The organism is Enterobacter cloacae complex sp. 2022EL-00981 (assembly GCF_028737495.1).
Classification (GTDB): Bacteria; Pseudomonadota; Gammaproteobacteria; order Enterobacterales; family Enterobacteriaceae; genus Enterobacter; species Enterobacter cloacae.
This window is the reverse complement of record NZ_JAQZRK010000035.1, coordinates 18,900-40,416: the sequence shown is the minus strand read 5'-3', so window position 1 is coordinate 40,416 and position 21,517 is coordinate 18,900. Positions and strand designations below refer to the sequence as shown.

17 protein-coding genes are annotated in these 21,517 nt (G+C 56.2%); 9 read left to right on the top strand and 8 right to left on the bottom strand.

What is annotated here, in order from left to right:
* Nucleotides 1–4: 4 nt before the first annotated feature.
* On the bottom strand, nt 5–2,047 hold the full coding sequence (gene prlC, locus PUZ33_RS21795; protein ID WP_063161221.1) for an oligopeptidase A: 2,043 nt from the start codon (nt 2,045–2,047) through the stop codon (nt 5–7).
* A gap of 213 nt (nt 2,048–2,260) precedes the next feature.
* On the opposite strand from prlC, the gene PUZ33_RS21790 reads away from it, so the two are divergent.
* The 3 genes from PUZ33_RS21790 (at nt 2,261) to PUZ33_RS21780 (ending at nt 6,360) form a co-directional block, all read left to right on the top strand.
* The gene (locus tag PUZ33_RS21790) at nt 2,261–3,103 is read left to right on the top strand and encodes a 23S rRNA (adenine(2030)-N(6))-methyltransferase RlmJ (protein ID WP_058680830.1); all 843 of its coding nucleotides are present in this window, start codon (nt 2,261–2,263) and stop codon (nt 3,101–3,103) included.
* Between the two features lie 71 nt (nt 3,104–3,174).
* Nucleotides 3,175–4,527 (top strand): glutathione-disulfide reductase, encoded by a 1,353-nt coding sequence (gorA, locus tag PUZ33_RS21785; protein ID WP_020687710.1) that lies wholly within the window; start codon nt 3,175–3,177, stop codon nt 4,525–4,527.
* Between the two features lie 183 nt (nt 4,528–4,710).
* Nucleotides 4,711–6,360, top strand: coding sequence for an alpha,alpha-trehalase (locus PUZ33_RS21780; protein ID WP_013099199.1), 1,650 nt, complete (start codon nt 4,711–4,713; stop codon nt 6,358–6,360).
* 58 nt (nt 6,361–6,418) lie between these two features.
* Here the strand turns inward: PUZ33_RS21780 and PUZ33_RS21775 are convergent, their stop codons facing one another.
* Nucleotides 6,419–8,008, bottom strand: a complete 1,590-nt coding sequence (locus PUZ33_RS21775; RefSeq protein WP_013099200.1) for an STY4199 family HEPN domain-containing protein — start codon at nt 8,006–8,008, stop codon at nt 6,419–6,421.
* Between the two features lie 148 nt (nt 8,009–8,156).
* Here PUZ33_RS21775 and PUZ33_RS21770 point away from each other — a divergent pair, with 148 nt between their 5' ends.
* The gene (locus PUZ33_RS21770; protein WP_058680828.1) at nt 8,157–8,696 is read left to right on the top strand and encodes a GNAT family N-acetyltransferase; all 540 of its coding nucleotides are present in this window, start codon (nt 8,157–8,159) and stop codon (nt 8,694–8,696) included.
* Nucleotides 8,697–8,767: 71 nt separating this feature from the next.
* Nucleotides 8,768–9,094, top strand: a complete 327-nt coding sequence (locus tag PUZ33_RS21765; RefSeq protein WP_013099202.1) for a lysozyme — start codon at nt 8,768–8,770, stop codon at nt 9,092–9,094.
* Here PUZ33_RS21765 and PUZ33_RS21760 read toward each other — a convergent pair.
* Nucleotides 9,073–9,675 carry a helix-turn-helix transcriptional regulator gene (locus tag PUZ33_RS21760; protein WP_038420781.1) on the bottom strand — a complete coding sequence of 201 codons (603 nt, stop codon included), beginning with the start codon at nt 9,673–9,675 and terminating at the stop codon, nt 9,073–9,075. The two genes, PUZ33_RS21765 and PUZ33_RS21760, sit on opposite strands and share 22 nt — an antisense overlap.
* A gap of 173 nt (nt 9,676–9,848) precedes the next feature.
* Nucleotides 9,849–10,607 carry an SDR family NAD(P)-dependent oxidoreductase gene (locus PUZ33_RS21755; RefSeq protein WP_058680827.1) on the bottom strand — a complete coding sequence of 253 codons (759 nt, stop codon included), beginning with the start codon at nt 10,605–10,607 and terminating at the stop codon, nt 9,849–9,851.
* Nucleotides 10,608–10,726: 119 nt separating this feature from the next.
* Between PUZ33_RS21755 and PUZ33_RS21750 the strand changes: the two genes are divergently transcribed.
* The 3 genes from PUZ33_RS21750 to PUZ33_RS21740 all read left to right on the top strand — a co-directional run bounded on the left by PUZ33_RS21750 (nt 10,727) and on the right by PUZ33_RS21740 (nt 14,288).
* The gene (locus tag PUZ33_RS21750; RefSeq protein ID WP_020686106.1) at nt 10,727–11,626 is read left to right on the top strand and encodes a LysR family transcriptional regulator; all 900 of its coding nucleotides are present in this window, start codon (nt 10,727–10,729) and stop codon (nt 11,624–11,626) included.
* A gap of 50 nt (nt 11,627–11,676) precedes the next feature.
* Nucleotides 11,677–12,702, top strand: coding sequence for an inner membrane protein YhjD (gene yhjD, locus PUZ33_RS21745; RefSeq protein ID WP_013099206.1), 1,026 nt, complete (start codon nt 11,677–11,679; stop codon nt 12,700–12,702).
* A gap of 263 nt (nt 12,703–12,965) precedes the next feature.
* A complete protein-coding gene (locus tag PUZ33_RS21740; RefSeq protein ID WP_252107861.1) occupies nt 12,966–14,288 on the top strand; it encodes an MFS transporter in 1,323 nt (440 codons plus the stop codon).
* 93 nt (nt 14,289–14,381) lie between these two features.
* On the opposite strand, the gene PUZ33_RS21735 is transcribed toward PUZ33_RS21740, so the two are convergent.
* Both PUZ33_RS21735 and pdeH read right to left on the bottom strand, forming a co-directional pair.
* A complete protein-coding gene (locus PUZ33_RS21735) occupies nt 14,382–16,424 on the bottom strand; it encodes an AsmA family protein (protein WP_058679116.1) in 2,043 nt (680 codons plus the stop codon).
* A 66-nt stretch (nt 16,425–16,490) separates the two neighbouring features.
* The gene (pdeH, locus tag PUZ33_RS21730) at nt 16,491–17,264 is read right to left on the bottom strand and encodes a cyclic-guanylate-specific phosphodiesterase (protein ID WP_013099209.1); all 774 of its coding nucleotides are present in this window, start codon (nt 17,262–17,264) and stop codon (nt 16,491–16,493) included.
* Nucleotides 17,265–17,493: 229 nt separating this feature from the next.
* Here pdeH and PUZ33_RS21725 point away from each other — a divergent pair, with 229 nt between their 5' ends.
* On the top strand, nt 17,494–18,423 hold the full coding sequence (locus PUZ33_RS21725) for a sugar kinase (RefSeq protein ID WP_058680825.1): 930 nt from the start codon (nt 17,494–17,496) through the stop codon (nt 18,421–18,423).
* Between the two features lie 63 nt (nt 18,424–18,486).
* On the opposite strand, the gene PUZ33_RS21720 is transcribed toward PUZ33_RS21725, so the two are convergent.
* Nucleotides 18,487–19,980 (bottom strand): M16 family metallopeptidase, encoded by a 1,494-nt coding sequence (locus PUZ33_RS21720; RefSeq protein WP_013099212.1) that lies wholly within the window; start codon nt 19,978–19,980, stop codon nt 18,487–18,489.
* Nucleotides 19,981–20,206: 226 nt separating this feature from the next.
* The gene (locus tag PUZ33_RS21715; protein WP_013099213.1) at nt 20,207–21,493 is read right to left on the bottom strand and encodes a dicarboxylate/amino acid:cation symporter; all 1,287 of its coding nucleotides are present in this window, start codon (nt 21,491–21,493) and stop codon (nt 20,207–20,209) included.
* Between the last annotated feature and the right edge of the window lie 24 nt (nt 21,494–21,517).

Genomic DNA, 21,517 nt, shown 5'->3' with positions numbered 1-21,517 from the left:
GCAATCAGCCTTTGATCCCGTAATGCTCAAGCATCGCATCCAGCTGCGGCTCGCGGCCACGGAAGCGTTTGAACAGCTCCATCGGCTCTTCTGAGCCGCCGCGGGTCAGGATGTTATCGAGGAACGACTGACCGGTTTCACGGTTAAAAATCCCCTCTTCTTCAAAGCGAGAGAAAGCATCCGCCGCCAGGACATCGGCCCACAGGTAGCTGTAATAACCTGCCGCATAGCCGCCCGCGAAGATGTGGCTGAACGCGTGCGGGAAGCGACCCCAGGTTGGCCCTGGAATAACCGCGACCTGCTTTTTAATCTCGGCCAGGGTTTCGAGGATTTTTGCCCCCTGCTCCGGGCTAAACTCGGCGTGCAGGCGGAAGTCGAACAGGCCGAACTCCAGCTGGCGCAGAATAAACATTGCCGCCTGGTAGTTCTTGGCTGCCAGCATTTTATCCAGCAGTTCTTTCGGCAGCGGTTCACCGGTCTCGTAGTGGCCGGAGATAAACGCCAGTGCGTCCGGCTCCCAGCACCAGTTTTCCATAAACTGGCTCGGCAGCTCGACCGCATCCCACGGCACACCGCTAATACCGGCCACGCCTGCGGTTTCAATGCGGGTCAGCATATGGTGCAGACCGTGACCGAACTCATGGAACAGGGTGATCACTTCGTCGTGGGTGAACAGCGCCGGCTTGCCGTTGACCGGGCGGTTGAAGTTACAGGTCAGGTAAGCGACAGGCTTCTGCAGGGAACCGTCGGCTTTACGCATCTGGCCAACGCAGTCATCCATCCACGCCCCGCCGCGCTTGTTCTCACGCGCGTAGAGGTCGAGGTAGAAACTGCCGCGCAGTTCGTTTTTCTCGTCATACAACTCGAAGAAGCGCACGTCCGGGTGCCAGACGTCGATATCGGTACGCTCTTTGGCGGTGATGCCGTAGATGCGTTTCACCACTTCGAACAGGCCGTTAACGGCTTTGTTTTCCGGGAAGTACGGGCGCAGCTGCTCGTCGCTGATGCTGTAGAGGTGCTGCTTCTGTTTTTCGCTGTAATACGCGATGTCCCACGGCTGCAGCTCATCCACGCCAAACTCCGCTTTGGCGAAGGCGCGCAGCTGGGCCAGCTCTTTTTCACCCTGAGGACGGGCGCGTTTCGCCAGATCGGTCAGGAAATCGAGCACCTGCTGCGGGTTCTCGGCCATTTTGGTGGCGAGGGATTTGTCCGCGTAGCTGTCAAAGCCCAGCAGCTGTGCCAGCTCGTGACGCAGGGCGAGGATTTCTGCCATCACCGGGCTGTTATCCCACTTACCGGCATTCGGCCCCTGATCGGAGGCGCGGGTGCTGTAGGCGCGGTACATCTCTTCACGCAATGCCTGGTTGTCGCAGTAGGTCATCACCGGCAGATAACTTGGGATATCCAGCGTTAACAGGAAACCTTCCTGCTCTTTCGCTTCGGCCTGGGCTTTTGCCGCCGCCAGTGCGCTTTCCGGCATACCCGCCAGCTCTGCTTCGTCGGTAATCAGCTTCGTCCAGCCCATGGTGGCGTCGAGCACGTTGTTGCTGTACTGGTTACCCAGCTCAGACAGGCGCGCCGCGATTTCGCCGTAGCGAACCTGCTTCTCTTTTGGCAGGCCAATCCCGGAAAGCTCGAAATCACGCAGGGCGTTATCGACGGATTTTTTCTGCGCGGTGTTCAGGTCAGCATAGTGGTCGCCGTCGCGCAGATCGCGATACGCCTTGTAGAGCCCTTCGTGCTGGCCGACCCAGGTGCTGTACTCAGAGAGCAGCGGCAGGGTTTGTTCGTAGGCTTCACGCAACTCCGGGCTGTTTTTTACCGAGTTGAGGTGGCTTACCGGGGAGAAGATACGCCCCAGCACGTCATCCACTTCGGCCAGCGGCTGACACAGATTTTCCCAGGTGTACGGCCCGCCCTGCGCGACCACGCTTTCTACCGCCGCGCGGCAGTTGTCCAGCGCTTGCGTAACGGCTGGAACCACATGCTCAGGGAGGATTTTAGAAAACGGTGGCAACGAAAAAGGCGTCAGTAATGGATTGGTCATAAACGCTGTCCTGTTGAATTTGATGAATGAAGCGCGCATCCGGCGCTGTGCATATGGTTCAGTAATGGGGTTAAGTGTAGAGGATTTCAATGCCGGGCGTTGCGCTTTCGCGGCCGTGGAAACTTTTCTGTATACTGTGGCGATACGCTCTATTTTTGCCCGCTGGCGCTACGCTTATCGGGCCTACGTTGACTACCCGGAACACATTCATCCATGCTCAGTTATCGCCACAGCTTTCACGCAGGCAACCACGCCGACGTCCTCAAACACACCGTTCAGAGCCTGATCATCGAATCACTCAAAGAGAAAGAGAAGCCGTTTCTTTATCTGGACACCCACGCGGGCGCGGGCCGCTATCAGCTGAGCGGCGAACACGCCGAGCGTACCGGTGAATATCTCGAAGGGATCGCCCGTATCTGGCAGCAGGACGATCTGCCTGCCGAGCTGGAGCCGTACATTGGTGTGGTGAATCATTTCAACCGCAACGGCCAGTTGCGCTACTACCCGGGCTCGCCATTGATTGCCCGTCAGCTGCTGCGTGAGCAGGACAGCCTGCAGTTGACCGAGCTGCACCCAAGCGATTTCCCGCTGCTGCGTTCTGAGTTCCAGAAAGACAGCCGCGCCCGCGTGGACAAAGCCGATGGCTACCTGCAGCTGAAAGCCAAACTGCCGCCGGTCTCCCGTCGCGGCCTGGTGCTGATCGACCCGCCATACGAAATCAAAACCGACTATCAGGCGGTGGTCGCCGGCATTAACGAAGGTTACAAACGTTTTGCGACCGGCACCTACGCCCTGTGGTACCCGGTGGTCCTGCGCGCGCAGATCAAGCGCATGATCAAAGACCTGGAAGCGACCGGCATTCGCAAAATCCTGCAGATTGAGCTGGCCGTCCGTCCGGACAGCGACCAGCGCGGCATGACCGCCTCCGGCATGATTGTCATTAACCCGCCATGGAAGCTCGAAGCGCAGATGAACAACGTTCTGCCGTGGCTGCATAAAACCCTGGTACCTGCCGGGACAGGTCACGCCACCGTCAGCTGGATCGTGCCAGAGTAATCGCAGCCATCGGTGGAAACTATTGATTTCAGGTATACAATCGCGGCAATTCACGATTAAGGATAAAAGCTATGACTAAGCATTATGACTACATCGCAATCGGCGGCGGTAGCGGCGGCATCGCCTCCATCAACCGTGCGGCCATGTATGGCCAGAAGTGTGCGCTGATTGAAGCCAAAGCGCTGGGCGGCACCTGCGTCAACGTGGGTTGTGTACCGAAAAAGGTGATGTGGCATGCGGCGCAAATCCGTGAAGCCATCCATATGTATGGCCCGGATTACGGCTTTGACACCACGATCAACCACTTCGACTGGGAGAAGCTGATCGCCAGCCGTACGGCCTACATCGACCGCATTCACACCTCGTACGATAACGTGTTGGGTAAGAACAACGTAGATGTGATCCACGGCTTCGCCCGCTTTGTGGACGCGAAAACGATCGAAGTGAACGGGGAGACGATCACTGCCGATCATATCCTGATCGCTACCGGCGGCCGTCCGAGCCACCCGAACATCCCGGGTGCCGAATACGGCATCGACTCCGACGGTTTCTTCGAGCTGCCAGCTCTGCCAGAGCGCGTTGCGGTGGTGGGCGCGGGTTATATCGCGGTCGAGCTGGCCGGTGTGATTAACGGTCTGGGCGCTGAAGCGCACCTGTTCGTGCGTAAACATGCGCCGCTGCGCAGCTTTGATCCGCTGATCGTCGACACCTTAGTAGAAGTGATGAACACCGAAGGTCCAACCCTGCATACCAACGCCGTGCCAAAAGCGGTGATTAAAAATGCAGACGGCAGCCTGACCCTGGAGCTGGAAGATGGTCGCAGCCAGACCGTCGACTGCCTGATCTGGGCGATTGGCCGTGAACCGGCGAATGACAACTTCAACCTGGCCGTAACCGGCGTGAAAACCGATGAAAAAGGCTATATCGTCGTCGATAAATTCCAGAACACCAGCGTGCCAGGCATTTACGCGGTGGGCGATAACACCGGTGCCGTTGAACTGACCCCGGTGGCCGTTGCGGCGGGGCGTCGCCTTTCCGAGCGTCTGTTCAACAACAAGCCGGACGAGCACCTGGATTACAGCAACATCCCGACCGTGGTCTTCAGCCACCCGCCTATCGGCACCGTCGGTTTAACCGAGCCGCAGGCGCGCGAGCAGTATGGCGACGATCAGGTGAAAGTGTATAAATCTGCGTTTACCGCGATGTATACCGCCGTCACCTCGCACCGTCAGCCGTGCCGCATGAAGCTGGTCTGCGTGGGCCCGGAAGAGAAGATTGTCGGTATCCACGGCATTGGCTTTGGCATGGATGAGATCCTGCAGGGCTTTGCGGTGGCGCTGAAGATGGGCGCGACGAAGAAAGACTTCGATAATACCGTGGCGATCCACCCGACCGCGGCCGAAGAGTTTGTGACCATGCGCTAGTCCTGATGCCCCTCCACTGAGGGGCATTCTTTTTTATATTCACAAATCGTTGCAAAACGAATGCTCCGAAAAGAGTGATCTACCGCACATATTCCTCCTCATCTACCGAAGCGAATGTCTACGCTTATAAGACGCCCGGATAAACCTGTCTTCAAGAACACCTAACCGGAGGTCCTTATCATTATGTTCAACCAGAAACTACAGGCTAACGAGAACATCGCGTTCGAGATCGCAGAAGAGCTGCGCTACGAGACCGATCCCTGCGAGTTGAAACTGGATGAGATGATTGAGGCGGAGCCGGAGCCAGAAATGATCGAGGGGCTACCCGCCTCCGATGCCCTGACCCCCGCTGACCGTTACCTTGAGCTGTTCGAACATGTGCAGTCAACAAGGCTGTTTGCGGATAGCAAAACCTTTCCCGACTGCGCGCCGAAGATGGATCCGCTGGATATTTTGATCCGCTATCGTAAGGTGCGACGCCACCGGGATTTCGACCTGCGCCAGTTCGTGGAGAATCACTTCTGGCTGCCCGAGACCTATAGCACGGAGTATGTGTCCGACCCGGGGCTGTCGCTTAAAGAGCATATCGACAGCCTTTGGCCCGTGCTGACGCGCGAGCCGCAGGATCATATCCCCTGGTCTTCCCTGCTGGCCCTGCCGCAGGCCTATATCGTCCCCGGCGGACGATTCAGTGAGACCTACTACTGGGATTCCTACTTCTCGATGCTGGGGCTGGCCGAGAGCGGCCGTAACGATCTGCTGAAGTGTATGGCGGATAACTTCGCGTGGCTGATCGAGCGTTACGGTCATATCCCGAACGGCAACCGAACCTACTACCTCAGCCGCTCCCAGCCGCCGGTCTTTGCCCTGATGGTGGAGCTGTTTGAAGAGGACGGGGTGCGCGGTGCGAAGCGCTACCTTGAGCACCTCAAAATGGAGCACGCCTTCTGGATGGACGGCGCGGAGTCGCTACTGCTGAATCAGGCCTATCGCAGCGCGGTGCGTATGCCGGATGGCTCATTGCTGAACCGCTACTGGGATGACCGTGACACTCCGCGCGACGAATCGTGGATTGAGGACGTGGAGACGGCCCGCCATTCCGGTCGACCACCCAATGAGGTGTATCGCGATCTGCGTGCAGGGGCGGCCTCCGGCTGGGATTACTCCTCCCGCTGGCTGCGCGAACCGGGCCGACTGGCCAGCATTCGCACCACGCAGTTTATCCCTATCGACCTGAACGCCTTCCTGTTCAAGCTGGAAAGCGCTATCGCCAATATCTCGGCGTCGAAAGGAGATAAGGAGACGGCTGACCTGTTCCGCCAGAAAGCCAGCGATCGCCGGGCAGCGGTGAACCGCTACCTGTGGGATGAAGAGAATGGCTGCTACCGCGATTACGACTGGCGTCGGGAAAATATGGCGCTGTTCTCTGCGGCGAGCATTGTGCCGCTGTATGTCGGAATGGCGACCCATGAGCAGGCAGAACGCTTGTCTGATGCGGTTAAATCACGTCTGCTCACCCCGGGCGGTATCCTGGCGACTGAGTACGAAACCGGCGAGCAGTGGGATAAACCCAATGGCTGGGCACCGCTGCAGTGGATGGCCATTCAGGGCTTCAAGCAGTACGGCAACGACTCGCTGGGCGATGAGATCGCCTGGAGTTGGCTGCACACGGTGAATCATTTTTATAAGACTCACCATAAGCTGATTGAGAAGTATCACATCGCCAGCAGTACCCCACGCGAAGGGGGCGGCGGTGAGTATCCATTGCAGGATGGCTTTGGCTGGACGAATGGCGTGGTGCGGCGGTTGATTGGGTTGTATGGGGAGCCTTGAGTGGGGTGCGGTCTGGTGCCCTCACCCCGCCCTCTCCCACCGGGAGAGGGCGTTACGATCAGCGGATCACCTCATAAATGGCAGACTGAATAGCCTGCCATTTTTTTGTGCTGGCATTCGGCTGTGACTCGGCGCGGCGCGTTGCCATATCCAAATCGTGCTGCTGGCGTTTCACCACGGCCGGGACGGTACAAAACGCTTTCAGGTACTGTTTACGCAGGGATGTCAGCGATTCGCCATTCGCCATGGCATGGGTGAGCGTATTGATAAACCGGCGGCACGGCTTCTCTTCCACCATGTGCTGTCGGTAGCGCAACATCAGCTCCAGCACGTCGTCATGGTTGGATGACATCGCCTCTTCCGTCCATGAGAGCTTCCAGTCCATTCCACCCTGCAAAAAGAGCTGCGCAATGCGGGTGTCGTTGCGGTTGATGGCCGAGCGGAAATTATTCTCGTCCCAGGTAATGCCCATGCGCGTCAGCGTCTCCCGCGAGGAGGGCGTTTCCCGCATCTCCTGCGGCGCAGGCGTTTCGGTGGCGGCCACTGCAGTCTCTGCTGGCGCGCTGCTGGTCACCAGCCAGAATCCTCCCACAACAATCGCAATGACCATCACGCCCACTGCGCCCCATAACACGCCGGAGATGAGCTGCTCGCGTTGTTCTGGCGTGCGCGGGGCGCGCTGGGTCGGTTTTTCTATGGTGTCACGTACTTCAAATAAATCCCCGCCGGTGACCCGATCCCTTTTCTGTGCTTTTTCCCAGAAAGCGTGCAGTTCGCTGGCATCCACCGCCATTATCCCGGCCGGGTTGACGCGGGTTCGCCCCTCTTCAAACGCACGCTGAACGGGCCGGGTGATTTGGGTGTAGTAGTTGTCGAGTAGCTGGATTTGCGCCGAGGTTAACGCTTTCTGAACGGTAAGGTTGTTGCGGATCTGGCGGATGTCATCAAGGAAGGTTTGCAGCGTTTTGCGCGGCTCCACCAGCAGCGTCAGCATGGACGGATCGCTGAACAGCGACGCGTAGTAGCGGCTGTACTCTTTTTTATCCACCAGCATCTGGGCCAGCTCGCTGAACATCATGCCGCTTAGCACATCGTTGATGTCGCCAAGCTTCAGCCAGCGCCGCACGCGGTCAGCGTTAAACAGGGTCTTCAGGTGGTTATTCAGACGGACCTGATCGGGCCACGCCTGCTGGATAAGCCCTTTAATCATCAGTTCAATTGCACGCACCTGCTTGTGCGCCTGCTGCTGTTCAAGATCGCTGCCCGGCGCCAGCTCGGTACTGTAGGTGAGAAGAGGCTGTTGCAGACGAAGATGTTCCAGCGCGGTGACAAACCGCATCGCCGCAATAAGCTGATTTTCACTGACATCCTGCCCGCTTTCATACTGTGGTACGCGCTGCTGCAACAGGCGCAGTTGCAGGGTAAATTCTGACATCTCGGCATCGTTCAGGTTGAGCTTCTTCGCCACGGCCCCCCATCCGCCCAGGCCTAAACGGGCGCTATCCAGCTGCTCCAGAAACCAGCGTGGATCTTTTCCCTCAGAAACATGTACATTCAGGAGAAGCAATATTTCCACAGAGGCCTGACGAATGACCGCCAGACAGTGTTCAAACTGTTCGCGGTTATGGTGTGATGTGCTGAGCGTCATTGTTTTCCTTAAAAGACCACGAAGACATCCAAAAGGGGCCCGGAACGGCCGTTTTTCTTTTTATTTATACGCGCTTAACCATACCTGACTTTCTGTTGAAATAAAGTGACAGTCCTAAAATCATTTATATTGTTTCAGGAGAATCTGAATGCCTCAGCTAACCACCTCGCGTCTTATCTGCTCGCCGTTACAGGAAGATGACTGGCCCTTTTTTCTGGCGCTACAGCAAGACCCGGATGTGATGCGCTTTGTCGCGCAGGATCGCACTGTGGCGGATATTCGTGAGGCCTTCGACTCCCGACTGACGCCATGGACGCCCGGCTGCATGCACTGGCTCTGCCTTGTGGTTCGCGATAATGCCAGCCAGACTCCGCTGGGGGTGACCGGCTACAAACACCACGAAGCGGATTGCGCCGAAGTCGGTTTCCTTTTCGCCCCCGCGGCCCAGGGAAAAGGCTACGGCTTTGAATCCCTGCAGGCACTCTGTGATTATGCCTTTAACCAGGGGGGGATCCGCCGCCTCACCGCCACCGTCACGGCAGGGAATATCGCCTCCCGGCGTCTGCTGGAAAAAGCCCGCTTCCGGCTGGAGGGTGAGTTGCGTGAGAGCTATTACCTTGGCGGCCGCTGGCATAATGACTGGCTATTCGGTTTATTACAGCGCGACTATCTGGAAAATATCAGCTGAGCAACGGCCATTTGGCGGATATGTCTCGTGCCGTATTTCCTCTACAGTAGTGTCTGAAAGAGGAAAATACCATGTTGAAGCTATCTTCTGCTGCCGTTGAATTAATTAAAAAACAGCAAGGGCTGTCTCTGGAAAAATACCGTGATGAGCACGGTACTGAGGTTATTGGGTATGGTCACGTTATTCAGCAATGGGAGAAGTTCCATGGTCTTATTACCGTTGCTGAAGCAGAGCGCTTGTTAGATAACGATATTCAGATTTATGAGACGTTAATTCAGGAAAATATCGCCCAGCCATTAACGCAACACCAGCACGATGCGCTGGTGTTGTTAATGTTCAGTTTTAGTGACACACCGTGTCCGATAAACGCCATCGCTCAGGCGGTGAGCCGGGTATAGCACATTGCCGCCTGCGTGCGATTTTTCACATCCAGCCGCCGGAAAAGTGACTCCAGATGGGCCTTTACCGTTGCCGCACTGATATTGAGCGTGCGACCAATCTCTTTATTCGACTCCCCGGCGGCCAGTAACTTGAGCACTTCACGCTGGCGCTCGCTTAAGGATAACAACGCCTGGTGTGACGCCTGCTGCGCAAGCCATTCGCCGGGAAAACAGACCATCCCCCGGGAGACCGAATCCAGCACTGCGGCAAACCGCTCGGGACTGGCATTGCGGGGAATAATCGCCTTCACGTTGCGCTGAAACATCTGTTCAGCCCATCGGGTCTCTTTTTTCGTCAGCACCATCACGACACGTATCGCAGGGAAACGCGTGATAATGTCTTTCAGAAAGCTGATGCCCTCATTCTGAATTAATGCGCCGTCAATCATGACGATAGCGGATGGCGACGCGGACAACTGCGCCCATAATTCATCTGCCTGACGGGTTCCTGTCATATTTATTTCAGGAATTAACGTCTGCAAACTGTTTATCGCTCCATGAATAAATATCGACTGCCTGTCAAACATGATTACTCGCATCGTTTTTCTCCCTCTGAGAATAGCGAGGGAGGATTGTATAGAGGCGTTATTTGAGAAAAAACTCAATGAACGGAGAGGTTACAAATTCATCGCCGTTCTTTATATCTGCCCGTATCCGGACACATCTCTTTTAAGGATTTCCTTAAGAGGTTCCGTCCCCTTAAGGAGGCGTATTACAGGAACATCCCACCAGACACTTCAATACGTTGCGCATTCATCCAGCCCAGTTTGTCGCTGAGCAGCGCGGCGATGGCATCACCAATATCATCCGGCAGGCCAACACGCCCCAGCGCGGTTTGCGACGCAAGCAACTGATTAAGCTGCTCGTCATCGCGTACGCGTCCGCCGCCAAAATCGGTTTCAATTGCCCCCGGCGCGATGATATTGACGGAGATCCCGCGTGCGCCCAGCTCTTTGGCCTGATAGCGGGTCAGTACTTCCATCGCCCCTTTCATGGCCGCATAGGTCGCGGAGCCTGGCTGTGTAAAACGTGCCAGCCCGCTGGAGACGTTGAGGATCCGTCCGCCATCTTTCAGCAACGGCAGCAGGCGCTGGGTCAGGAAAAACGGCCCTTTTAAATGTACATTCATTACCTCATCGAACTGCGCTTCTGTCGTCTCGGTATAGGGGGCGTATAAACCCGTTCCGGCATTGTTCAATAAATAATCAAAGGTATCACGCTGCCAGACGGTTCGGAGGGTTTCCTGCAACTGTTGAGCAAAATGTTCGAAACGGGTGATATCTCCGACGTTAAGCTGTAATGCCGCCGCGTTTACCCCTTTTTCCTGAATTTCTTGCACAACATCCAGCGCATCCTGCTGATTGTGATGATAAGTCAGGACAATACCTGTTCCCTCTGCTGCCAGCTTCAGGGCCGCGTTTTTACCCAAACCACGGCTACCACCGGTCACTAAAGCGATACGTTCAGTCATAAGAAACCTCATTTCGGTTGTCAGGGAGATTGAGAAAGAGCTTATTAGCTGATAGAAGATCAATAAAGATGTGACAGAACGCTTCACTGTTTCATTTACAACAACAATGAGCGCTACCGATGGATAAAATTAACGCAATGCAGTTGTTTGTTCGGGTCGCGGAGCTGGAGAGTTTTTCCCGCGCAGCGGAGACGTTGACCCTGCCAAGAGGCAGCGTGTCGCGGCAGATTCAGGCGCTGGAAAACCGCCTGGGCACCCAGCTGCTGCACCGCACCACGCGCCGCGTCAGCCTCACGCAGGACGGCATGGTCTATTACGAACGGGCAAAAGATCTGCTGGCGAACCTTGATGAACTGGACGGTATGTTTCAGCACGATCCCTCCAGTATCAGCGGGCGGCTACGCGTCGATATGCCGGTGGGGGTTGCACGAAATTTAGTCATCCCCAAACTGCCTGCGTTTTTGCAGCAGTATCCGGGTATTGAACTGGAGCTCAGCAGCAGCGATCGTCTGGTGGATGTGATCCGCGAGGGGTTTGACTGCGTGGTGCGCGTCGGCACCCTGAAAGATTCCGGGCTTATCGCCCGCCCACTGGGCAAGCTTACGGTTATCAACTGCGCCAGCCCGGATTATCTGACGCGGTTTGGTTATCCGGAAACGCTGGACGATTTGGCCTCACACGCGGTAATCCACTACGCCGCGATGCTGGGCACGCGCCCGCAGGGCTTTGAGTTTTATAACGGCAGTGCGACCCAGTGGGTTAAAACGGGCGGCGTCTTAACGGTCAACAGTACCGAGACGTACCATGCCGCCTGCATCGCCGGGCTGGGTATTATCCAGGTTCCCCGCGTGGGCGTTCGTGATTCTCTGCGCACGAAAAAGCTGATTGAAGTTCTGCCGCAATACCGGGCTGAACCCATGCCGGTTTCCCTGATTTACCCCCACCGCCGTAACCTCTCCCGCCGGGTACACCTGTTTATGGAGTGGCTTACGGAAATCACAAAAGCTTACGTGGATTAGTCGCAAGCTATAATTCAATGACATCCAGCTCAACGAAAAGGAAAAAACGCGTGACGCCGGAAAATAACCCGCAACGACCGACTCAACAATTAGATTATGATCCCATCAAGAAGATGGAGACCGGGCCCGAAGAGCCCAGCACACCCGGCAAAGCCAGCAAAGCGCTGGGGACGGTCACTACGCTGGCGGAGAGAGTTCAGCAGATCCCCATGATTGCGCACCTGATACGCGCCGCGGAACGTTTCAACGACCGGATGGGGAATCAGTTTGGTGCAGCGATTACCTATTTTTCCTTTTTGTCGATGATCCCGATCCTGATGGTCTCGTTCGCGGCAGCCGGTTTTGTGCTCGCGTCTCACCCGACGCTGCTGCAGGATATTTTTAATAAGATCCTGAATAACGTCAGTGACCCGACCCTCGCCACCACGCTAAAAAGCACCATCAATACTGCCGTGCAGCAGCGCACCACGGTGGGTATTGTCGGTTTGCTGATTGCGCTCTATTCCGGTGTGAACTGGATGGGTAACCTGCGCGAGGCCATTCGCGCCCAGTCGCGCGAAGTATGGGAGCGTAAGCCTCAGGATCAGGAGAAAATTTGGGTTAAGTATTTCCGCGATTTTGTTTCGCTGATTGGTCTGCTGGTGGCGCTGGTCGTCACGCTCTCCATCACCTCGGTCGCCGGTTCCGCGCAGCAGATGATTATCTCCGCGCTCTATCTGGATTACATCGACTGGCTCAAGCCTGCGTGGCGCGGCATCGGGCTGGCGATTTCCATTTTCGCCAACTACCTGCTGTTCTTCTGGATCTTCTGGCGCTTGCCGCGTCATCGTCCGCGCAAAAAAGCGCTGATCCGCGGAACACTGCTCGCGGCAATAGGCTTTGAGGTGATTAAGATCGTGATGACTTATACCCTGCCGTCACTGGTGAAATCCCCTTCTGGCGCCGCGTTTGGCTCCGTTCTGGGGCTGATGGCGTTCTTCTACTTCTTTGCCCGCCTGACGCTGTTCTGCGCGGCGTGGATTGCCACCGCCGAATATAAAGGCGACACGCGCATGCCGGGGAAAACCCACCGCTAATTCCCCCTTTCGGGCTGAAAGTTTCAGCCCGATTCATCATTTCAGCATATATATCCAGTCCGTAACTTTTATTTAACTGAAAACCAGTTATATCCACTGATATTTAAAATCTGTGAAGCATTTCATGGAAGTGTTTTGGCTGGTCTGAACATTATCCGCTTTTTGTTGCTTTTATCACCGGTTCGCGGCTTTGTTACAGATTGAAATGTCGCTTTTGCTGTGCGTAATATGGCCTTTCGTCCGACATAAAATAAGAAAATATTATGCAAGCAACCGCCACAACACTCGATTCCGGGAGCGAAAACGTTCCGGTCAACTCACGCAATAAAGTTGTCGTCGCCTCGCTGATTGGCACCGCCATCGAGTTCTTCGACTTTTACATTTATGCCACCGCAGCGGTCATCGTCTTCCCGCATATTTTCTTCCCGCAGGGCGACCCGACGGCGGCCACGCTACAGTCTCTGGCAACCTTTGCTATCGCCTTCGTCGCGCGTCCGATTGGCTCTGCGCTGTTTGGTCATTTTGGCGATCGCATCGGGCGTAAAGTGACGCTTGTGGCCTCGTTGCTGACGATGGGTATTTCTACCGTCGCCATCGGCCTGCTGCCCACCTACGAGACCATTGGCATTCTGGCACCGGTGCTGCTGGCGCTGGCGCGTTTTGGTCAGGGTCTGGGTCTGGGCGGTGAATGGGGCGGCGCGGCACTGCTGGCGACCGAGAACGCCCCGGCGCGTAAACGGGCGCTGTATGGCTCCTTCCCGCAGCTTGGCGCACCGATTGGCTTCTTCTTTGCGAACGGCACCTTCCTGCTGCTCTCCTGGTTGCTGACCGATGAACAGTTTATGAGCTGGGGCTGGCGTATTCCGTTCGTCTTCTCGGCCGTGCTGGTGCTGATTGGTCTGTATGTTCGCGTTTCTCTGCACGAAACGCCGGTGTTCGCGAAAGTGGCGGCGGCAAAAAAACAGGTAAAAGTGCCGCTGGGCACGCTGCTGACCAAACATGTCCGCGTGACCGTGCTGGGCATCTTTATCATGCTGGCTACCTATACGCTGTTCTATATCATGACCGTCTACTCCATGACGTTCAGCACCGCTGCCGCGCCGGTTGGGCTGGGTCTGCCGCGTAACGAAGTGCTGTGGATGCTGATGATGGCGGTGATTGGGTTTGGCGTCATGGTGCCGATTGCCGGCCTGCTGGCGGATAAATTTGGCCGTCGCTCCAGCATGATCACCATCACGATGCTTATCATTCTGTTCGCCCTGTTTGTCTTCCCGCCGCTGTTAGGCTCGGGCAGCCCGGCGCTGGTGATGGCGTATCTGCTGATTGGTCTGAGCCTGATGGGATTAACCTTCGGCCCGATGGGCGCGCTGCTGCCGGAGCTGTTCCCGACGGAAGTGCGTTATACCGGCGCGTCGTTCTCCTATAACGTCTCGTCGATTCTGGGAGCGTCCGTTGCGCCGTATATCGCCACCTGGCTGCAGGCAAATTATGGCCTGTTCTACGTGGGCGTGTATCTGGCGGCCATGGCGGCACTGACGCTGATTGCGCTGCTGCTGACGCACGAGACTAAGCATCAGGCGCTTTAAGCTAATGCCGGATGGCGCTGCGCTTACCCGGCCTACATTTGAATCGTTGGCCGGGTAAGGCGTAGCCGCCACCCGGCAAATACAGACCGCACCTTACCTCTTCATCTGTGACAAAATCGTCCGGCACTGATTGGCTTCCCCTTCTGATGGCGAAATCAACGCCAGCAGCGCCGCGGCTGGCGTGACCAGCGTTGCGAGCGCTGCCGCCACCGCACCGCGTGCAATCAGCGGCCCGGGTTTTACCCCCGCCTGCGGATTTTTGAAGGTGCCGCGCACGTAGAGCGGCGAGCGCAGGGTGATGATACGGATCCCTTTACTTTCCGGGTCGATGGTTAAATCAAGCTGCTCAGAGGCCATGCTGGCGGTTCCGGTCACGTTGATTACCGCGTTTTCCGTGTCGAAGGCAAAAATCTGCGGCCGCGCCACGCCGTTAACCAGATCCAGATTCGCCGCCGCGCAGTTCACCCGCACCTCATCATCACCAAAGATCTGCCCGATGATGTAGTTCCCGACGTTCAGCCCCAGGATTTCCATCAGGTTGCGGCTCACCAGCCCATCGTTCATCAGTAGCTTGAGGTTGCCGTTACTGCTCCCGAGCAGCGCCGCCACGGAGTTCCCCACCCCGCGAATGTCCGCGTCACCGTTCATTTCACCGAGGGTTTTCTGCATTAGCTCCACGTTGGGCATCAGCTCTTTCAGCTTAAGCCTGCGCGCCTGTATATCAGCCCGACCCTGCATCGGCTTTTTATCGCCTTCCAGATGAATGTTAGAGGAGATGGTTCCGCCCGCCATGCCAAACTTCAGCGGCTGCAGACGCAAGTCGGCATTTTTAAGCAGAATATGGGTTGAGAGGTTGCTGATCGGCAGCGTGCTGCCGTGCTCGATTTTTCGCCCTTTGAAGCGCACATCCGCATCCATTACATCCCACTTGTCGGTTTCAAAGCGATCGTAGGGCAGCACTTTCCCCGCGGGCTGAAGGTCTTTTTTGACCTCTTTCGACTTCGTGCCTTTGCCGGAATCAACGCCGATCAGAGGGCCCAAATCGGCAAGCCTCAGCTGGCGGGACTCCACATCCCCTTCCAGTTTCGGACGCGGTTTGCCAGTGGTGTAGGTCAGCGTACCGTGGATATCGCTGTCGCCGATACGGCCGTTGAAATCCCGATAGTCAAAGACAGATGATTTTTCCGTATCGAGTTTGGCCACCAGATGCCCGTCCGTCTCAAACGGCGGCGTATCCGGCAGCAGCACGCCGGTGAGTTCGTAGAGCTCCCCCAGCGAATCTCCGGCAAACTTGAGCTGCAAATCAACCCCGCCCATGTTCATGGGATCGTTGACCGTGCCGGTAAAGGCGACTCGCGTGTTGCCGGAACGGAAGTCCGCCTGCACCGGGAACGGGGTACCTGCGCTTCGCAGCGCCAGCATGCCGCCAATTTTACCGGTGCCGGTCAGTGGCTGTCCGTTGTAGCGCCCGGTGGCCCGCAGGCCGAAAACGTAATCGCCCGCGCTGGCGTTATCCCCTTTCGCTTTGGTGCCGGTCACTTCACTGAACGGCAGCGGCTTACCCAGCGGATCGACCAGGATCTCCACGTCGGCCTTGCTGACTTTATCGTCGATGGCGATCCGCCCGCGATCGAACAGAATGTTATCGAGACGGAATGACCACGAAGAGGGCTGGGCATTGGGATCTTTCTCGCCGCTGCTGGCGAGGTTAAAGGTCCAGTTATTGTTTTTTTCCGAGAGACGGATCAGGCGTGCATCGGGCTGCTGAAGCTTGATCCACGGCAGGTAGACGGTTTTTGTCAGGAGCGCTAACGGTGCCAGCGTGGCTTCAACCCGCGGAAGATGCACCATGGTGACGGCAGGAATATCCGGCGGATTACCCAGAACGATGTCGTCGGCGTGAACGTGCGGCCAGGGGATCCAGCTTCGCCAGCCGGTCTCTTCTTTCTGACGTTCCCAGACCACGCCCAAATCACCGCGTATCGCGAAGGGGCGGTTCAGTTCAGTTGAGACTTTCTGGTTGATGGTCGGCTTAAGACGGTTCCAGTCGAATGTCGCAATAATGATGATAGCGACCACGATCAACAACAAGAAAATCCCTGCTGTCCAGGAGATTACCCTGGTTGTTTTAGTCATTTTGATCCCCTTTTCCTGATGACCTGTCCTGTAAAACTATAGTCCAGACAAAGGGAAACGGGCGGTTCAGAGGTTGGTTATCACACCGTCGAGGGTATCCATGGGCACCGGACGTGAGAGGTAATAGCCTTGCGCGGCGGCGGCGGGTGAGTTTTGCACATCGCGCCACTCTTCCAGCGTTTCCACACCTTCCACAATGACGCCTTTGCAATAGCGGTTCATCAGCTGTAATAACAGCGTAAACAGATTCCGCCCTTCCGGGGTCTGGCGCAACATAATGAACAGATCGCGGGCCACTTTGATGTAGTCGTAACGCACTTCGCTGAGGGCGGAGAAGTTCGCCATGCCGGTGCCAAAGTCATCCAGCCACAGGGGGCCAAATTCACACATCGAGGCAAAGGAGGATTCCTGCGGCAGGCGGACATGCTCCACCAGTTCAAAGCGCATCCACGGCAGGGTGGCGATAAGCTCCTGCAACTTCGCGTTCTGGCGCAGCGCCAGCAGGGTTGGGCCATCCACGTTGACCGAGGCCAGAATATCGTGCTGTTCGAAAAAGGCCTTTTTCGTTTCCAGCATGCGCAACTGCTCTTCCAGCACGTCCAGGCGCTGGCGCACGGCGACTTCGGCAAAATAGCGGTCCGGCGCGATACGCTGTGAAGGGTTAGAAGGGTGTGTAACGACCGTCAAAATTTCAATCGCCATCAGTCGACCGTCGGTACGATAGATCGGCTGGTAGGTATACACACGCTCACATTGCAGCCAGTAGCGATGCTCCTGCAAGTTCTCAATACTTGCCTCAGGCGTAGTGCTCAGCCGCTGGATAACCTGCTCTGACTTCATTTCAGATGTCCTGTTGTTGGGATGGCCTTTCTGGACTCGTCACTGGGTTATCGGCGCGATAATTGAGAACTTTATGTTCAATTCACCGGGAAAATGAAATTAAGATGACAGAAATGAACAGGAACACGCGCTGGCTCAAAAAAAATAATGGAACGATGTTTTAATATAGTTGACCTGATAATTCACACAGCGCACACTGCTTTTAAATACTCTGTTCAGGTTCATGATTATGTCCAAAAAAATTGCCGTTATTGGCGAATGCATGATTGAGCTGTCACAAAAAGGCGCGGACGTTAGCCGCGGTTTTGGTGGCGATACCTTAAACACCTCCGTGTATATTGCCCGTCAGGTGCCGCCGGAGGCCCTCGCCGTGAACTACGTCACCGCACTGGGTACGGACAGTTTCAGCCAGCAAATGCTGGACGCCTGGCAGAGCGAACACATTGATACCTCGCTGATTCAGCGCATGGAAAACCGCCTGCCGGGTTTGTATTACATTGAAACCGATGATACCGGCGAGCGCACCTTCTACTACTGGCGAAACGAAGCTGCGGCCAAATACTGGCTGGAAAGCGGCGACGCAGCCGCCATTTGCGAAACGCTGGCGACGTTTGATTATCTCTATCTGAGCGGGATTAGCCTCGCCATCTTAAGCCCGACCAGTCGTGAAAAGCTGCTGTCGCTGCTGCGCGAATGCCGCGCCAATGGCGGGAAGGTCATTTTTGATAACAACTACCGTCCGCGCCTGTGGGCCAGCCGTGAAGAGACGCAGCAGGTTTACCAGCAGATGCTGCAGTGCACCGACATCGCGTTCCTGACGCTCGACGACGAAGATGCCCTGTGGGGCGAGAAACCTGTTGATGAGGTTATTGCGCGCACCCAGGCCGCTGGCGTGAGCGAAGTGGTGATTAAGCGCGGCGCGGCATCGTGCCTGGTGGCCGTAGCAGGTGAAGCGGTGATTGACGTCCCGGCGGTGAAACTGGCGAAGGACAAAGTGGTAGATACTACGGCGGCGGGTGATTCCTTCAGCGCGGGCTATCTGGCGGTGCGCCTGACGGGCGGCACGCCTGAAGCGGCTGCACAGCGCGGGCACCTGACGGCCAGCACGGTGATTCAGTATCGCGGGGCGATTATTCCGCGTGAGGCGATGCCTGCTTAAATAAGGTGCGGGCTGATGCCCTCACCCTGACCCTCTCCCACCGGGAGAGGGAATTTTTTAGGATTACTGCCCCTGCGGAATATCCGTCGCGTCCTGATGCAGATCATCAGACGTTGCCGCCTGTGTAGGTTGCGGCGCGGCGGTCATGATTGAATCCCATGTCGCCTGCAGCTCCTTCATGTTGTATTCCGGCTCGCCTTTCGGCTGCAGAAGGACTAATCCCATATCCTGCGACAGCTGCTGACGTAAATCCTGATTTAACATATCGACGGTCAGCCCATTCAGGAAGTCCTGACGGAGCTTCTGGTACTGTTCCGGTGCGATGTCCACCACCTGATTCTGCAAGGAGCGAATACGCTGGCTGATCAGGATATCCGTATCGGCGCGGGCATAGGTGGCAAACAGCTTTTGCAGTTCCAGCTTTTTCTGCGCGACCAGCGCGTTGAACTCTTCTTCAGACAGGCCCTCTTTGCGCACTTTTGCCAGCTCTTTCGCCACCACGCCCAGATTGGCATTCAGCTTATCGCCAGGCGATTCGATATTAATGGCGCACTGGGCGCGCTGGAACAGCACCCGGCAGTCGAAGCCCAGCGCAATGTTCTTCACGCTGTTCTTACTGAGGCTCTGCTGAACGTGCCAGAACAACGCCTCACGCGTCAGATCCGCACGCCAGTAGCGCAGCAGCGCGGCGGATTCTCGGATAGGCTGCCAGGCGGTATCCCACATCATGGAGAGCCGGTCCTGACGCACGGCATCAGTGGAGATGCTGACTGGCTCTGTCCGCAGCGGAGAGAGCGTCGGGACAGGAGCAGGCGTTTCACGCTTGCCTTTCAGCTCGCCGAAGGCTTTGTTGATCTGCTCAACCACCGCGCGGCTATCCACATTCCCGACCACGATCAGCGTCATCGCGTCCGGGGTGTACCATTTCTGATAGAACGATTTTACCTGTTCGGCATCGACCGGCTGTTTCAGCGGCTCTGCCGGGTCGTGCCCAAGCAGCGCTGAGCCTTTCAGGCGATAACGCCACCAGCCCTCTTTGGTATCCGCAGGCCAGGTCGCCACCATATCGCTGTTGCTCAGCGCATAGTTAACGGTTTCCGGCGTGATCGCCAGATTGCCAGTGGCATCGGAGAGATACGTAAGGGCTTCTTTGAGCAGATCGTTACGGTTATTCGGCAGGCTCAGGTTAAACATGGTGTAGTCATACGAGACGACGGCTGGCGGCAATGGACGCTTCGGGTCAATGCCCTGCTGCCAGAGCGAACGCACCTGAACAGCCTGTAAACTGCCGCTCTGGGTGAGCGCCAGTCGGGGAATAAAATGGCTAAAGCCGGTCTGCTGGGTGCTTTCAGTGAGGGAGCCGGTATTCACAGACAAACGGATCTCAATACGATCGCTGGGACGCTGCGGCGTGGCTAACACCTGCCACTGAAAACCATTCGCCAGGGTCCCTTGTTGCCATGCCGGGTCTGGCTGGAGCGCATCTGCCTGCACATAACTGGCTGCTGCCATCATCAGCAAACCGCCGGTTAAGAGTCGAATTTTTGTGCCCTGCATGTGAACCCCTGATCAACATTCCTGGTTAAAAAGAGTGTCTCGCGACGCGCTTCACTCTAAAAGATGACGATGAAAACACGTCGATTAGACCGCGCGTTCGGCAAAACGTCACGGTGAGAAGTGCAATATACCCAAAAAAAATCTTGTCGAATTATGACAGGTACGAACAGTCATTATGCGCAGGAGCCCGCATTCCGACAAGGGAATGCGGGAATTTAGCGGAAAATCAGGAGGATAAACCCGGGTTTTTGCTATCAGAAGAGCGATTATTCAGCGTATCGTCGAGCTTTTTGTGATCCAGCTCTTTAACCCATTTTGCCACCACAACCGTAGCCACGCCGTTACCCACCAGGTTGGTTAACGCACGCGCTTCAGACATAAAGCGGTCAATACCGAGAATCAACGCCAGACCGGCCACCGGCAGATGTCCCACAGCGGAAATGGTCGCCGCCAGCACGATAAAGCCACTGCCCGTTACGCCCGCAGCCCCTTTCGACGAGAGCAGCAGCACCACCAGCAGGGTGATCTGATGGAAGATATCCATATGGCTGTTGGTTGCCTGTGCAATAAACACTGCCGCCATGGTCAGGTATATCGAGGTACCGTCGAGGTTAAAGGAGTACCCCGTCGGGATCACCAGCCCCACCACCGATTTACGACAACCCAGCTTCTCCATCTTATCGAGCATGCGCGGCAGCGCCGACTCAGAGGAGGAGGTCCCCAGCACAATCAGCAACTCTTCGCGGATATAGCGGATAAATTTGAAGATGCTGAAACCGGCCGCGCGGGCAATCGAACCCAGCACCACCACCACAAACAGAATACAGGTGATATAGAAGCAGATGATCAGCTGACCGAGCTGTACCAGCGTGCCGACGCCGTATTTACCGATGGTGAACGCCATTGCCCCGAAGGCACCAATCGGCGCCAGGCGCATGATCATATTGATGATGCCAAAGATGACCTGCGAGAAGCTTTCAATGACGTTAAAGATCAGCTGGCCTTTGCTGCCCAGACGATGCAGGGCAAAACCAAACATGACGGCGAACAGCAGCACCTGCAGAATGTTTCCGCTGGCAAACGCCCCGATCACACTGCCGGGAATGACGTCCAGCAGGAAGGCGACCACGCCCTGATCTTTCGCCTGCTCAGCGTAAACCGCCACCGCTTTGGCATCCAGCGTCGACGGGTCGACGTTCATGCCAGCGCCAGGCTGCACCACGTTAACAATGATCAGACCGATAATCAGTGCCAGGGTGCTGACCACTTCGAAATAAAGCAGCGCCACTGCACCGGTACGCCCTACCGCCTTCATGCTTTCCATGCCAGCGATACCGGTCACCACCGTACAGAAGATCACCGGGGCGATGACCATTTTAATGAGCTTAACGAACGCGTCGCCAAGCGGTTTCATTTGCGCACCCAGTTCCGGGTAGTAGTGACCCAGTAAAATACCGATTGCGATGGCTGTCAGGACCTGGAAATAAAGACTTTTGAAGAGTGAGGTTTTCATAGAATGTCCTTGGGAAGAAAAACC